The following is a 14,515-nucleotide window of genomic DNA, read 5'->3' as shown; positions in this document are numbered from 1 at the left end:
GGGGAGAGATACCCCTCCCATTCACAAGAACAAAACGAAAGATAACAATGAAACGATTCTATTTATACCGGATCATCTTGCCATACCGGACTCTGCTGGCGTCTGCCTGTTGCCTTTTGTTGGCAGGATGCACAGGCAGTCCGGTGGAAGATATCGTTCCCGAAGAAGCCCTGCCGGTAGAGCTTAGCTTCGGCCGTCCGGGACTGGGAGTAACCACAGTGACGCGTGCCGATGGCGATCCGGCAAACCTGCCCAAAGGCGCTACCGTACGTATTGCCGCTTATTATCTGGGGCATTTGAACCAGAACGTATCCAGTGTAGCTTATGAAAATACAAAGCCTGCTTTCGAGGCTACCTATGTGGTGGAAGCCAACGGCTCATTGTCGCCCTGCGTGGTAGACGATGACGGGAAGAAGACCGGCAATGCTGCAACCGGCATGCTTGTGCGCAGCGGCAAATACGACTTCTATGCCGTTTCGCCGGCACGTCCGATAACGGAAAAGGACGGGACTTTCGGCATATACGGCATACCGCACAAAGAAGACGTGATAACCTCCTGGGCACGTACGGTAACTGTCTCCAAGGCATCGAACTCGGTGACGCTGCAAACGTTCAGGCGGCAATGTGCACTGGTAGTGTTCAACGTGGCGGCCGATGCCTCGAGCGCAGTCTCGATGATAAACCTTAAAGGAACGAAGCTGGAACTAAGCTCCATATCCAGCTCGCCGGCAAGCCTGGTAGCCGGTGAAAGCTGGGAGATAGACAAGACCGGAGGAGATATAACCGGAAGCGGTACCGTCTCTTTTGGTGCAGATGACTTTAAAGCCGTTGATCCTGCTTCCGACCCGAATAACCTGGGATTGAATAAGGTAACAGGCGTTGTGCTCCCCAAAAACGATACTTCCTTTAATATAGCGGTTACGGTAGAACGCGACGGCACTTCGGTAGACCTGAGCGCTATCGTTAATAAGAACATCGCCTTCGACGCCGGCAAACGCTACGTCTTTACCCTGCAAGTGAAGAACGACGTAAGCCGCCTGGTTATGCGGGTGATGGACTGGAACACCATCGTCTTTACCGACGGGAATGTAGGCGGAGCCGATCCGGACAACCCCAATCCCGACCCCGACATCAACGAAGGTGTGGGCGTGGGCGTTGTAGTAGCCGAATGGACGAATATAGATTGGAGTGGTAACGGTAATGTGGGATAAATTATGGAAAAACAGAATACAATGAAACGGGTAAGTAATATTGATAACAGCCAGTGTATATACATCCGCAGGCTGCGTGTCGGCCTGTCGCTGGCATGTATGCTTCTTTTTGCCTTGCTGATGTTGCTGGGCGCATGTTCGCAAACCGAGGTAGAAGAACGTCCCATAACGGGAGGTGAAGGAAAAGAGGTGGATGCAACATTCCGGATGAATGTTCTTTCTAATAATTTCCCCTCTACGCGGAGCCTGATGTTTACGGACAAGGAAACGAAGGAAGTGGCAGATACCCTGTCCGCCCCTTCCACAAGGGCAACCAATGCACTTGATAAAAGCGTTGAAGACAATGTTGCCAACCTCTGGATAGCCCAGTACGACGATACCGGAAAGCTATACAGCCAATACTTCGAAAGCGGAGCTATTACCTCCGCCGCTACCGGTTTGGAGGTGAACCTGAAGCTAAAGACCTCCGCCGCCTGCCGCATTTACTTCATTGCCAATGCGGGTGATCTGGAATCGTTTATTACCGGCGAATCCGTATTAAAGACCTATACGAAAGACTTTGCCGTCTCGGCCGATGGTCTTCCTTCGGGTAGTTTGGGTATGACCGGAGTATGGAGCGGCGCCGTAACGGATGCCGGAATAACCGGCTCGGTAGACCTGGTGCGCCAGGCTGCCAAGATAATCTTTAAGTACACAATCAGCAATGCCAACGGATTCTCGTTTACACCAACCGCTGTGACACTGAACAATGTACCTGCCAAATCTCAACTGATAGAGCCCGACGCGCAACTGGCGTCCGTTTCATATACAAGCTATACCGGAGCGGTAGACAACTCCACCGCCACCATATACTGGTATCTGCCCGAAAACAAAGCCGGCATAGTAAGTGGCGCCAATGCCGTAACCTCCGAGAAAGAGAAGGTAGGAACCGGTGTAAGCAACGCTACTTATATTGAAATGACAGGTACGGCTGTTCAAAATGGTGTGACCTATAACGACGTCTCCGTCAAACTATACCCCGGTGGCGATGCCGCCCATACGACGGGAACGTACAACAACTACAACGTTTCCCGCAACTGCGCCTACAACATGACCATCACCCTTACCGGCATCGACTTTGCCGACAAGCGCGTTACCGTAGGTTCTATCCCCGAGATAACCAACCCCGACAATCTGGACGCTGCCAAAGGCGCCACCAAGGAGGTGCAGATAACAGCCCGTCCGGGGGTGGAATGGTCGTTTATGCTGCCTTCCTGGCTATCGGCTGTGATAGGCGGAACATCGGCAGGGGCAGGAGCCCAGATAACATACAACGGCCCGGCCAAGATAACCTTTACTTCCGTATCGGCCAACCCAACTGCTGAAGAACGGACGGAAACCTTAAGCATAGCCGGCAAGAACGTTACTATCAAGCAAAACGGCTCCGAATTGAAAGTGAACAATCTGGGGCAGATGGATGCTGCCGCTAACTCGGTTAGCACAAACGGATGGGTAAATGCCACGAACGGATTGGCTTTGCTGGCCACAATCAGCAGTGCCGACTGGCTCTCGTTCGCATCTCCTTTGGCTACTGAGGCCACGGGTGCAAATCAAGACCTGACGTTTAAAGCTACTACCAGCAACCCATCAAAGAATGCCCGCTCGGCAACGGTTGTGGTGAAGGGCGGAAACTCTATAAGCAATGGCAGCTACCTTGCTCTGTCTAAAAACGTAACGGTTACGCAGGCCGGTTCTACCGTAACGGGTAGCACCGTAGAGGTTGCAGCCACTCCTGTATCAAATGCTACTGCTACTTTCGGGGCTACTCCGGGATTGACCTGGACAGCCACCACCGGTACAGCTTGGATAACTGTAGGTACTACCAGCGGAAGCAATACAGCGGCAAGCAATAGCGTAACTTATAATACAACAGCTACCAACCCAAGCAGTGCCAAACGCGCCGGAACTATCACGGTAACAGCCGGAGGACAGGCCGATAGCCCGACAGGTACGCTTACCGTTAATCAGGCCGGTGCTTTTCTGGCAGTGAGCAACTCCCCCGTTACGATACCCAACACGGGCACTACCAACGGCGGGTCTACCTTTACAGCAACGCAAGGTCTTTCGTGGGCCGTGACGGATAATATGGACTGGCTCACCTTGACCAGCACCCTGACCGGCTCCAACAATTCTACCGGCGTTGCGCAAAACATTACCTACACAGCTCCGGTAAATCCTAATGCCGCCGTTCGCAGCGGTACTATTACCGTGAAGGCCGGAAATGCCGTAAGCGGCACCGATGACGGACTTACAAAAACAATTGCCGTTACCCAAGCGGCATCTTCGCTTACCGTATCGGCCAATACGAACCCATTGGCTGCAACATCCGGCGCTAGCGGTACTTATACGCTGAAAGGAACGAGCGGATTGAGCTTTAGTGTTACCAATGCAGCTTCTGCCTGGTTAACATTGACAGGTACTACTACGGGTACGACTAATGGCAGCAATCAAACATTTACTTATAAAACAGCTTCGGTGAATCCTAATTCAGCGGAACGTAGTGGCGATGTAACGGTAACGGCCGGTAATATGTCGGAAAAGGTAACGATCAGGCAAAGCGGTTCTACATTCTCAGTAAGCAACACCTCCGTAAATATAGCAGCCACCGCCACGAGCGGTAGCGTTAATGTTACGGGTACGAGCGGTTTGCCGTGGACAGCTACCCGCGCCAGCGGAAGTACGGATATTTCTGCCGGAACGACTTCATCTACCGCTACCGGCTCGGCACAAACGTTAACGTTTAATACTTCTGTCAACACGGGTGGTGAGCGTTCCGCTGTGTTTACTATTGCAGTAACGGGGGGAAATCATTCAAAAACGGTTACGGTTAAGCAAGCGGCAGGTATGACTGGTACATTGATTACGATAGATAATACACATTATGTAGCATATAAAAGTGCAGCGAATGTGACTTCTTATCCTCCATTTGATTATGATGGAAATGCAGATTATAAAGGTCATAAAACAACAGTCGAGGCTGGTGGATCTTATAGTATAGAACTTCAAAAAGAAGATCCGAGCGGGCAGCCTTCTAATGATTATTATACAAGTTATAATAGTGGCACGGGAACATTGGGACAGACGGCTCAGAATTACTGTGCAAATTATCGTAAAACAAATGGAGAAACTTGGCGTTTTCCTACAGAGTATGAATTGTACTATATGTATAAAATACAGGCTGCCGGTCAGAATAGCTTCACTCCGTTTGCTACGAACCGCTACTACTGGAGTAGTTCTGTTTGTGACGGTAATACCGGCAGACGTTGCAGGCTGGCCTTCGGTAATGGCAGTATCGGTTGGAACGACACGGGCAGCTACAACTATGTTCGCTGTGTCCGGGATATATAATCAATTTAACAATTTAACAATTTAAACGAGAAGCCGGGGCTTGCCCCGGCTTCGAAAAAAAATAGAGTTTCCTTAATCTAACAAAACAAAACGAGTATGGCAACAATTAACGCTATCGCGCACAAAAACGAACTTACAAAAGATGTAAAGAACGATTTCTATCTCACTCCTCAAGTAGCGGGTACTTTGTATTTGGAAGATATAATTTCACGTTTGACAAAACGTGAAATTGCAACCAAAAATGTAAATGGAGCAGCCTTTGTGCAGTTGTTTCTGGATGAATGCGCCGCGGTAGCGGCGGAAGGATATAACGTAGTGACTAGTTTCTTCCATTCATCTATAAGTATACAAGGTACAATATATGATCGTGATTTGGGGCACAATATAGAACCTTCGCGCCTGAAAGTCTCTGTCAATCTTACGCAGGGAGAGGCGGCAGCTAAGGCCGTTTCGAGTACAACGGTTTATGCTTTTGAACAATCTGGGGCAACCGGCCCTGTTATTCAGAGTGTGTGCGACCCTACCAACAATGAAACAGATAGCTTGCCTTTCCGTGGCATGGCGCTTATACAGGGTATGCGTCTTTCTTTGAAGGGTGAAGACCCTGCAGTGGGTATAACTTTTACTCCGGCTGATACCGAAACAGGCGATACCCCTGTGTTTATTCCTGCAACAAAAGTATCTCCTAATACGCCTACCAAACTGCAATTTGTGCTTCCGGCAGAAGTTACAACAGGCAACTGGCGGATAAAGGTTACTACGCAATTCAGTGGCAGTTATACTACAAAGGATGCACGTTCTTATGAGTATCCCATAGTGGTTTCTGTCTATTAATAATTCCATGAGGTCTGCAGTTATGGGTGCAGACCTCATGGAGTTATAACTGCAGACCTTGTGGAGTGGTAACTCCAGACCTTGTGGAGTGGTAACTCCAGACACTCTGCAGTTATAACTCCAGACCTTATGGAATGGAGAGTGAAAAATAGAATAACTAATCTGGACTTCGGAATGCCTCGTAGTTACGGCACGGGGCAGAGCTTAAAGATTTGGATGAATCCGGTTGCCCACAGAACAGCGGTTCTGTTAATATTCCGTCGGGAAGCCCTGACAGGTAAGTTATAAGTGGCAACTATACCGTTTGCTACGAACCGCAACTACTGGAGTAGTTCTGTTTATGACGGTAATACCGGCAGACGTTGCAAACTGAACTTCAATAATGGCAATATCAATTGGAACAACACGAACAACAACAACTATGTTCGCTGTGTCCGGGACTCGTTGGAAATCTTTGAAAGTTGAATATTTAGATTGAAAGTAAAGAATTAGAGTGAAATAATAGAGTATTAATCAAATCTGGACTTCGGAATGCCTCGTAGTTACGGCACGGGGTAGAGTTAAGATTCGGATGAATCCGGTTGCCCACAGGGCGGAGGCTCTGTAAAGATTACGTCGGGAAGCCCCGATAGATAAGTTATAAGTGGCAACTACACCGTTTGCTACGAAGCGCTACTACTGGAGTAGTTCGGTCTACAATGGTAATTCCAGCAACCGTTGCAAACTGCTGTTCAGTAATGGCAATTTCAATAACAACAACACGAACAACGCTAACAACTATGTTCGCTGTGTCCGGGACTCATTGAGAATCTTATAAAGTTGACAGAACAGATTTTATAGTAAAGTATGATATAAACAGAATAGATACAAAGAGTAATAAACAACAGCAATAATCTGGACTTCGGAATGCCTTGCAGTTACGGCTCAGGGTAGAGTAAGATTTGGATGAATCCGGTTGCCCACAGGGCGGAGGCTCTGTAAAGATTACATCGGGAAGCCCCGGTAAGTAAGTTATAAGTGGCAACTATACCGTTTTCTACGAACCGTTGGTACTGGAGTAGTTCGGTTTACAGTGGTAATACTGGCAAACGTTGCAAACTGCTGTTCAGTAATGGCAATATCAATAACAACAACACGAGCAACAATAACTATGTTCGCTGTGTCCGGGACTCATTGAGGATCTTTAGGCTGATAGGACGGATTATTTATAAATAGAGAAATAATATGTAGAGAAAGAGAAAGTAGTTTGAACTTCGGAATGCCCTGCAGTTACGGCTCAGGGTAGAGTTAAGATTCGGACAAATCCGGTTGCCCACAGGGCTTATGGCTCTGTAAAGATTACATCGGGATGCCCCGACAGGTAAGTCATAAGTGACAACTATACCGTTTGCTACGAACCGCTACTACTGGAGTAGTTCGGTGTATAATGGTAATTCAGGCATACGTTGCAAACTGAAATTCAGTAATGGCAATATCAATAACAACAACACGAGCAACAACAACAACTATGTTCGCTGTGTCCGGGACTTGTTAGCGAATCTGATAAATGTGGATGAAATGAAGATAGACTTTGAATCATTAGTGGAAGCGTGGCTGGATTGCCGCCGGTCTAAACGACGTACACCTGTAGCGATGGACTTCGAGGTGGATGCCGAAAGCAATCTGTATAACCTCTACAAAGAGATAGAAGAGGGGACATACAAGATTTCACGCTCAAATGCTTTTATAGTGCTTCAGCCGGTAAAGAGGGAGGTGTTTGCAGCCTCTTTCCGCGACCGGGTGGTGCACCATTATTTGGCTGCCCGCATAAATCCCTTGTTTGAGAAGGAGTTTATACTGGACAGCTATTCGTGCAGGGTAGGAAAAGGCACGCTGTTTGGGGTGAAGCGTCTGAAACGCTTTATAGCCCAATGCTCGGAAAATTATACACAGGATTGCTATGTGCTGCAATGCGACATCCGCGGCTTCTTTATGAATATAGACCGCCGCTTGCTGGCAGACAAGCTGGATGCATTCCTGAAAGAGAAATACAAAGGGGATGATTTGGAGACGATACTCTATCTCACCCGTATGATTGCTTTGGATAATCCGGTGTCGAAAGTACACGTTAAGGGATTCCGCCATCTGTGGAAAGGCTTGCCCAAAGACAAGAGCCTCTTCTCGATGAACGGCATGCCTATGCCGTGCGACAAAGCGCCGAAGCAGTTGGACATGTTTGTCTGCAATAAAGAACTGGGGTTGCCCATCGGTAACCTGACGAGCCAGTTGTTTGCCAACTTCTACCTGAACAGCTTTGACCACTATTGCAAAAGTAAACTAGGGTTACGTTACTATGGACGGTATGTAGATGATTTCTTTGTGGTACATCAGGACAAGGAGTTCCTTAAAAGCCTGATACCTGTTTTTCAGACATTCTTACGCGATGAACTGGGGCTTACCCTTCATCCTAAAAAGATACGGTTGACACATTATTCGCAAGGAGTCCGCTTTGTGGGCGCTGTTGTGAAGGGACGGACTATAAAGACGGGAAAGCGCGCCATCAAAGGCATGCGCAAAACGATTGGGGAGTACAACTACAAGGCTTCCAAACGTCCGCTCAGTGATGATGAAGAAGAGCACTTCCTTCAGAGCCTTAACTCGTATCTGGGCCTTATGAGGCACCATAACAGTTTTAACCTGAGGCAGAAGGTGCGCCAGTGGTTCTCACCGGCGTTGGATAAGCTCTATTATTTCACGCCTGAGAAGATCGTACGGAAAGAGAAGGTACGGTTGCTGCGCCACCAGGCGGTACGGAATATATGTGCAAACATTATAAGATGTCAGAAAAAGGCCGGGCTGGTTCCCGGAAACTACGACGATTTGTACATGGAGGTGTATGCCGTCCGGTATAATTGTCCAGAAATATTGAATCATGGCTTTACATACTGAAACACCCCTTTACCTGCGGACAGTGGAGTTGATTAAAATGATTTACGCTGTGTCGCATCATGCCCCGCGTGAATACAAGTATACGTTGATGCAGGATATCCGGCGGGATGCGATGAACCTGACGCGTTGTATATACCGGGCTAATGTGTCGCAAGACAAGACGCCGCATTTGATGCAGCTTGTCGACGAGTTTGAATTCCTGAAACTGGAAATACGCCTGTGCAATGAATTAAAGGTAATAGATACCGGCAGCTATGCCAAGCTTGTATTGATGATGGAAGACATCGGACGGCAGATTACAGGTTGGCGAAAGAGCGAGCGCGAGCGCAAGTAGAAGAGTAGTTGGTAGCAAGTAGTTAGTAGTAAAGAAGAAGAAGTCAAGTATAAATAGCATATTGTTCTTAACTACTAGTGAGCGAAGCGAGTAATAACAAACTAAATATATTATTTATGAATAAGTATGATTTAACTAGAAAATTATCAGCGGAGATGGACATTACCCAACAGGAAGCACTTCGTTTTATCGATTCGTTGGGTAAAGTGATAACAGAGACATTGAGCAAAAAGAATGACATCGCCCTGCAGGGCTTTGGCGTTCTGGAACCGTGGAAACAGTCGGAGCGGCTGGGACGTAATCCCAAAAACGGAACTCCCTGCATGATACGTGAGCGCGTAAGCGTAAAGTTCCGTCCCGGCAAATTCTTATTGGATACGATAAATAAGAAGAGTGAAGAGCTAAAGTAGAAGAATGAACACTGCGTTGCGATTTTTATAAGTAGAGAGGCAATCTGTAAAAAAGTGAAATATTTAGACGTTATTTCTCTGTTTGATTTTCAACTATTCTTTGCCCGTGTAACCATACAGGGCGGGTGAAGATGATAATATAGTGTAGGATATGTTTTTGTATTTCAGTAATATAGCATGTGTGTGGCCACCTTGTAAAGAACAGTTTTGCCATGTGTTTACTTCGGGGATTATCTAAATGGTTATCCATAGGTATGGTTAAAGAATGTTTACATACTGACTGATAGGAACTTTTATCTGTTTCTTTTTTCTACTTTTGTGACACGATTTAATAAAATAAAACAACACGCAGACATAAATATATAGAATAATGAAAATAAGATTGGTAGGAGATATAGCGGGAATGACCTTGCTGATGGCATTGTTTTCGTGTGGAACACAGCAACAGGGAGTGAGTACACAGTCCGGGTCTGTTTCGCAACAGGGTACGGAAGAGGTTGTAAAGCCTGCGCAAACGCTGGTACGCCGCGCAGATATCCCGATGGTTCAGGTAGACGCCCTGTCTGTCTACCGGCAGATGATAAACTATATTGAACCGGAGACAGCTACGTCTGCTTTGCCGGCAACTTCTACACAACAGCTTACCGCATTTATAGACTTCCCGGCCGGAGGAATTACTATCAATCCGTCATACGGCGGCAACCGTGCTGAGCTTGAAAAGCTGCAAGGGGAAATGACGGCTTTGCTTCGTAATGGTGATGAAATCAAATCTGTCCGTCTTACCGGATATGCTTCCCCCGACGGAGATACCAAAGAGAATGAACGTCTGGCCGGTAACCGCGCCATCCAGTTCAAGAATTACCTGCAGAAACAGTTCAAACAGCTGGACAATGGCCTGATCAGCATCGACTGGGTGGGCGAAGACTGGGACGGACTGGCCCGCCTTATAGCCGAATCGGGCAAACCGTATGCACGTAAGGCGCTGGCTATCATAAAAGACCGCAAGGATGCCGATAGTTGCCGTAAGCAACTGCGTGCACTGGATAATGGAAATGTATATAAAGATATAGAGAAGAACTTCTTTTCCCGTCTGCGCCGTATGGAACTGTCGGTATCATGTAAATCGCAGGTACAGACAACACCGCAGGATGTTAATCTGGCGGAACTGGCACAGATGGTATATACCGCACCGGATAAGCTGAACCTTGAGCAATTGATGCTGGTAGCAAGCTTGTACCGTCCGGGTACGGAACAATACCGTGAAGTGTATGAACTAGCGGCTTACCGTTACCCTTCATGCAAGGAGGCGGTGCTGAATGCGGCTGCCGCTTCGCTGGCTTTGAGCGATGTGGAATCTGCCCGCTATTTCCTGCAGTCTGTGCAGAATGACCCTCGCGCATGGAACAACGAAGGGGTGCTTTGCCTGATGACTTCCGATCCGGAAGGGGCTATAAGTTACTTCCGCAAGTACTTGCCGCAAAACCCGCGTCTGGCCCGCCAGAACATGGAGATTGCCCGGCAGATGAAGGAATAAGATTGATTACATTAAGTTTGGTTAAATAGGTTGAAAGGGAGGTGAGTTGTTGTGAAACAATGCCTCCCTTTATTTTTAATGTCTCTTTGAGCTGCTTTAAAGCTGAAAACGGACGTTTCGCTTTTACATCGGGTACACCGGACATCCGGACGGGGTGAGATATACCAATATGTATTGAGAGTAGCTCCCGGCTATGAAGACAAATATGATGCGATGGAGCTGCGTACCGTTCAGGACTGGATAGTGAAGCGTCAGTTGAGCGGCATTCCGGGTATTGTGGAGATCAATAGCTTTGGCGGTTATCTGAAACAGTATGAGGTGGATGCCGTTACTTCTGCAACGGCTTTACCCAATCATTCGTCATTTAACGGAATATTGATAGTTCCTCCTTATCGTCATGCCACCGTTACTCTTACTATGGGCGGTACGGTGCACAGCACTTCTCTGCTTCCGGGTGATTATGTGAAGAAAGGAGCAGTATTGGCTATATTGGAGAATCCTGATTTTATTACCTTACAACAGAATTATCTGGAGGCACATGCGCAAATAGAATTTCTGGAGGCCGAATATCAGCGTCAGCAACGGTTGAGTTCACAGGAGGCTGCCTCACAAAAACGTTTTCAGCAGAGTAAAGCGGATTATCTGTCTATGAAGAGCCGGTTGGAAGCGGCGTCGGCTCAGCTAACATTGTTGAATGTATCTTATTCTTTTATATTAATGAGGGAAACGTAAAAGCTGTAACTGTAGACGGCAAGGAATATCAGTTTACTCAGACGCTGGATGAATTGGGGGAAAATCTGGACCCGTCTACGTTTTTCCGTGTGAACAGACAATATATTATTTCCCGAATGGCTGTAAAGGACATTGATCTTTGGTTTAATAGCCGTTTGTCTGTAAATCTGAAAGTGCCTGTGCCGGAAAAGATTCTGGTTAGCAAAGCCCGCGTAACTGAATTTAAGGAATGGTTTACTTCCTGATTTACATCTTTTTCTTTAGAGTGAAGAAGAAGGTAACTCCTTTGCCGGGACTGCTTTTAACGGATATTTGCCCTTTGTGGAAGTTTACGCCGTTCTTTACGATAGACAGCCCCAGTCCCGTACCACCTACTTTGCGGCTGCGCCCTTTGTCTACACGATAGAAGCGCTCGAAGATACGGTTGATGTGTTCTTCGGCAATGCCTGCCCCGTTGTCGGCGAAGCTGAAATAATAGAACTTAGGGTCTTCGTGGTAGCAGTTTACCGCAATCTTGATGCCTTCGCCGGCATAGGCGATGGCGTTGTCGAACAGGTTGCGGAAAATGGAGTATAGCAGCGAGTAATTGCCGTAAATGACAGGATTGCCCGGCAGAAGGACTTCTGTCGTTATCTTCCTTTCTTCCATCTCCTTCGAACATTCTTTTTGAATCTCGCCAACAAGCTTGGTGATATTCACTTCCGACAGGTCGAACATTTCGGTGGCTTCGTCCAGCCTGTTAAGCACGGAGATATCCCGCAGCAGTCCGGTAAGCCGGGTGCTTTGCGAGTAGCATCGTTCCAGGAAGAAACGGAGTTTCTCGGGCGTTAGCTCCGGATTGGTCATGATTGTTTCCAGATACCCCTGTATGCTGCTGACGGGGGTCTTTAGTTCGTGGGCCACGTTTTGCGTGAGTTGGCGTTTCATGCGGCTTTCTTCTTCCTGGCGGGAGATGTCGTTGATGGCGAGTTCGTAGCTGTTATCCAGAAAGAGGATGCATTCTATAAGGAATATTTTCCCGTTCTTATCTACCGTAACAGACTGCCGGAGCACTTTCTTCTTCCTGTTGGGCATGTTGATGTTCTTTTTCAGGAACGTGCGGATAGATTCCATTTCCGGAATGTCCAGAAGGTCTTCGGCCTGGTGGAGCTGCGTGTCGGATATGACATTGGAAAACTGGATAAACAGGATGTTGGAAAGCAGCTCTTTGCCTTCGGCGGTGAACATGGCAAAGCCTTCTTTTGAATACTGGAAGTGCTTGATAAGCTTTTCGCGTTCCATCGAAAGCTCGTTCTTTGCTTTTTGCTGACGGTGGTAGAGCGTGACGATATTCTGGGAAATGTCGCCCAGTTCGTCGTTGGGGAATGTGTAGTCTATTTCCGGTATCTGCCCGTTCTCTATATTTAAGGCAAAGTCTCTCAGCTTGGAAATGGTGCGCCCTATGTTGAACGTGAAGCGGGAGAGGACGAAGAAGAAGATCAGCGTCATCAATGCCATAAAGTAGATGAAATCTTTGTTTACGGCCAGTATGCCTCTTACGTATGGGTCGTATAGCAGGGCAGAACGGAAGATGTACCCGCCGATGTTATTGGCGGAGTAAAAGTAGCGCTCTCCCGTAGAGGCGGACGAACGGATGGCGAACCCTTCGTTATACAAGCGGGCTTTGCGTACTTCGCTCCGGTCGTTGTGGTTGTTGAACTCGTCGATCCCGCTGTTGTCGAACAGCACCTTGCCGGAAGGGTCTATGATAGTTACACGGAGTTCTTTTTGCGGTATATCGCTGATGAATTGTTTTACTGCCTGGTTGAGGTCGTCTGTCTGCTGGCTTCTACGGAATAACTGGTAGTTGTAGTTGCTTAATACGTTATTCAGCTTTTCCTGTGCAAACTCCCGTTCCCGTTGGTATTGAAACAACAGGAAGCATACCGTGAATCCCAGAAATATAAAGAAGATAGACCAGAACAGCCGTTGGCTGAACGGTATACGGTTCTTCTTTTTGCCCTCTATATTAACCATGTGGTGAATGTTGTGTTAGTTTTCAAAACAATAACCGAAGCCCAGACGGGTAACGATGTTCTTTCCGTATTCGCCTATCTTTTTCCGCAACCGCGTGATGTTGACGTCGATAGTGCGGTCCAGAACATATACTTCGTCTTTCCAGATACGTGACAGTATTTCTTCGCGGGAGAAGACGTTCCCTTTGTTTTCCAGTAATAGCCTTAGTATCTCAAACTCCTTTTTGGTAAGAGCTACTTCCTTTCCGTCTACAGTAGCCTTGATGCGTTTGGTATCCATAACAAGGGTGTGGTAGGTAAGGAGTTCATTCTCCTTTTCGCTATCCTTGTCGGCGGTTCGTCTTAATACTGCTTTTACGCGCGCTATTACCTGACGGATAGAGAAGGGCTTGGAAATATAGTCGTCCGCACCCAGGTTGAACCCCGTCAGCATATCGTTTTCCGTATCTTTTGCGGTAAGGAATATGATAGGAATATGACTGGTGCTTTCGTTCTTGCCCAAGATGCTTGCCATCTTAAATCCGGATATTTCACCCATCATTACGTCCAGCAATAAAAGTTGATAAACGGAAAGGTCCATCTTCAATGCTTCTTCGGCACTGAAAGCCGTATCTACTTCATAACCTTCTGTCTCAAGATTGAATTTGAGGATTTCGCACAAGTCTTCTTCGTCATCTACTACAAGAATGCGTGTTGTTGCCATAATCTTCTTTCTTTTTGGAAACGAACGGAAACGGTTCCGTTCTACGTGTTACAAATATAATTCTTTTTGACAAAGGACGCTCTTTTCTGTTTCAGCCGGGTGAAATATATATTACATTCCTGTTAAATTACCTGTACCGTACGCATTTTAGCTTTTACTCTGAACTATATCTCCGTAAACGCTGTTTTGAAGTAACATAAACAATTTAATAGTAAAGAATATGACAACAAAAGATATTAAACTGCAAGAAGAGGAAGAGTTGAAGGCTATGGAAGATAAATATCCGGTAGAACAAGTAGCTACAGAGGGTTGCTGCGGTAAAGTGACCGAAAAAGAAGTAAAAGATGCCGTGAAGGAGCTTAATCCTGATAAAAACAGCTTGGGAAGTAGAGGGTAATTTAAATAAATTGTATCTTCGTCTCACTGT

The 14,515-nt window shown here is 47.0% G+C and carries 11 protein-coding genes and 3 pseudogenes; 12 read left to right on the top strand and 2 right to left on the bottom strand.

Annotation, left to right across the window (positions count from 1 at the left end):
- Positions 1 to 47: 47 nt before the first annotated feature.
- The 11 genes and pseudogenes from C1721_RS14580 to C1721_RS14540 all read left to right on the top strand — a co-directional run.
- On the top strand, positions 48 to 1,211 hold the full coding sequence (locus C1721_RS14580) for a BF2992 family fimbrillin-A clan protein (protein WP_102408927.1): 1,164 nt from the start codon (positions 48 to 50) through the stop codon (positions 1,209 to 1,211).
- A 21-nt stretch (positions 1,212 to 1,232) separates the two neighbouring features.
- On the top strand, positions 1,233 to 4,598 hold the full coding sequence (locus tag C1721_RS14575) for a BACON domain-containing protein (protein ID WP_234347492.1): 3,366 nt from the start codon (positions 1,233 to 1,235) through the stop codon (positions 4,596 to 4,598).
- Positions 4,599 to 4,694: 96 nt separating this feature from the next.
- Complete coding sequence (locus C1721_RS14570; RefSeq protein WP_102408925.1) at positions 4,695 to 5,432, top strand: DUF4469 domain-containing protein; 738 nt, start codon at positions 4,695 to 4,697, stop codon at positions 5,430 to 5,432.
- A 129-nt stretch (positions 5,433 to 5,561) separates the two neighbouring features.
- Entirely contained in the window at positions 5,562 to 5,720 is a 159-nt protein-coding gene (locus tag C1721_RS16135) for a hypothetical protein (RefSeq protein ID WP_159063595.1), read from the top strand.
- A gap of 1,083 nt (positions 5,721 to 6,803) precedes the next feature.
- Entirely contained in the window at positions 6,804 to 8,360 is a 1,557-nt protein-coding gene (locus C1721_RS14565) for an RNA-directed DNA polymerase (protein ID WP_147399597.1), read from the top strand.
- Positions 8,344 to 8,694 (top strand): four helix bundle protein, encoded by a 351-nt coding sequence (locus C1721_RS14560; protein WP_102408923.1) that lies wholly within the window; start codon positions 8,344 to 8,346, stop codon positions 8,692 to 8,694. Before C1721_RS14565 ends, C1721_RS14560 begins: the two co-directional genes overlap by 17 nt.
- Positions 8,695 to 8,810: 116 nt before the next feature.
- Positions 8,811 to 9,104, top strand: coding sequence for an HU family DNA-binding protein (locus C1721_RS14555; protein WP_102408922.1), 294 nt, complete (start codon positions 8,811 to 8,813; stop codon positions 9,102 to 9,104).
- 370 nt (positions 9,105 to 9,474) lie between these two features.
- Positions 9,475 to 10,638: an OmpA family protein gene (locus tag C1721_RS14550; protein WP_102408921.1), complete on the top strand. Its 1,164-nt coding sequence runs from the start codon at positions 9,475 to 9,477 to the stop codon at positions 10,636 to 10,638.
- Positions 10,639 to 10,779: 141 nt separating this feature from the next.
- Positions 10,780 to 10,959, top strand: a pseudogene (locus C1721_RS16545) (hypothetical protein); the annotation flags it as partial.
- Positions 10,954 to 11,355 (top strand): annotated as a pseudogene (locus tag C1721_RS14545) (efflux RND transporter periplasmic adaptor subunit); the annotation flags it as partial. The pseudogenes C1721_RS16545 and C1721_RS14545, both read left to right, overlap by 6 nt.
- Positions 11,328 to 11,615: pseudogene (locus C1721_RS14540) on the top strand (LytTR family DNA-binding domain-containing protein); the annotation flags it as partial. The pseudogenes C1721_RS14545 and C1721_RS14540, both read left to right, overlap by 28 nt.
- A 1-nt stretch (position 11,616) precedes the next feature.
- Here the strand turns inward: C1721_RS14540 and C1721_RS14535 are convergent.
- Positions 11,617 to 13,386 (bottom strand): sensor histidine kinase, encoded by a 1,770-nt coding sequence (locus C1721_RS14535; protein WP_102408919.1) that lies wholly within the window; start codon positions 13,384 to 13,386, stop codon positions 11,617 to 11,619.
- Between the two features lie 15 nt (positions 13,387 to 13,401).
- Positions 13,402 to 14,088 (bottom strand): response regulator transcription factor, encoded by a 687-nt coding sequence (locus C1721_RS14530; RefSeq protein WP_102408918.1) that lies wholly within the window; start codon positions 14,086 to 14,088, stop codon positions 13,402 to 13,404.
- A 220-nt stretch (positions 14,089 to 14,308) separates the two neighbouring features.
- Here C1721_RS14530 and C1721_RS16230 point away from each other — a divergent pair, with 220 nt between their 5' ends.
- Positions 14,309 to 14,485 (top strand): hypothetical protein, encoded by a 177-nt coding sequence (locus tag C1721_RS16230; protein ID WP_199830413.1) that lies wholly within the window; start codon positions 14,309 to 14,311, stop codon positions 14,483 to 14,485.
- Positions 14,486 to 14,515: the final 30 nt, after the last annotated feature.

The sequence above is a fragment of the Parabacteroides bouchesdurhonensis genome (assembly GCF_900186615.1).
Classification (GTDB): Bacteria; Bacteroidota; Bacteroidia; order Bacteroidales; family Tannerellaceae; genus Parabacteroides; species Parabacteroides bouchesdurhonensis.
Note: the sequence above shows the minus strand (reverse complement) of the source record. Positions and strands in the feature narration are given on the sequence as shown.

Bases quoted from the DNA above. Each gene is read 5' to 3' on its own strand.
- C1721_RS16135 (WP_159063595.1), top strand. From the start codon at position 5,562: ATGGAATGGAGAGTGAAAAATAGAATAACTAATCTGGACTTCGGAATG.
- C1721_RS14555 (WP_102408922.1), top strand. From the start codon at position 8,811: ATGAATAAGTATGATTTAACTAGAAAATTATCAGCGGAGATGGACATT.
- C1721_RS14560 (WP_102408923.1), top strand. From the start codon at position 8,344: ATGGCTTTACATACTGAAACACCCCTTTACCTGCGGACAGTGGAGTTG.
- C1721_RS14530 (WP_102408918.1), bottom strand. From the start codon at position 14,088: ATGGCAACAACACGCATTCTTGTAGTAGATGACGAAGAAGACTTGTGC.
- C1721_RS14570 (WP_102408925.1), top strand. From the start codon at position 4,695: ATGGCAACAATTAACGCTATCGCGCACAAAAACGAACTTACAAAAGAT.
- C1721_RS14535 (WP_102408919.1), bottom strand. From the start codon at position 13,386: ATGGTTAATATAGAGGGCAAAAAGAAGAACCGTATACCGTTCAGCCAA.
- C1721_RS14550 (WP_102408921.1), top strand. From the start codon at position 9,475: ATGAAAATAAGATTGGTAGGAGATATAGCGGGAATGACCTTGCTGATG.
- C1721_RS14575 (WP_234347492.1), top strand. From the start codon at position 1,233: ATGAAACGGGTAAGTAATATTGATAACAGCCAGTGTATATACATCCGC.
- C1721_RS14580 (WP_102408927.1), top strand. From the start codon at position 48: ATGAAACGATTCTATTTATACCGGATCATCTTGCCATACCGGACTCTG.
- C1721_RS16230 (WP_199830413.1), top strand. From the start codon at position 14,309: ATGACAACAAAAGATATTAAACTGCAAGAAGAGGAAGAGTTGAAGGCT.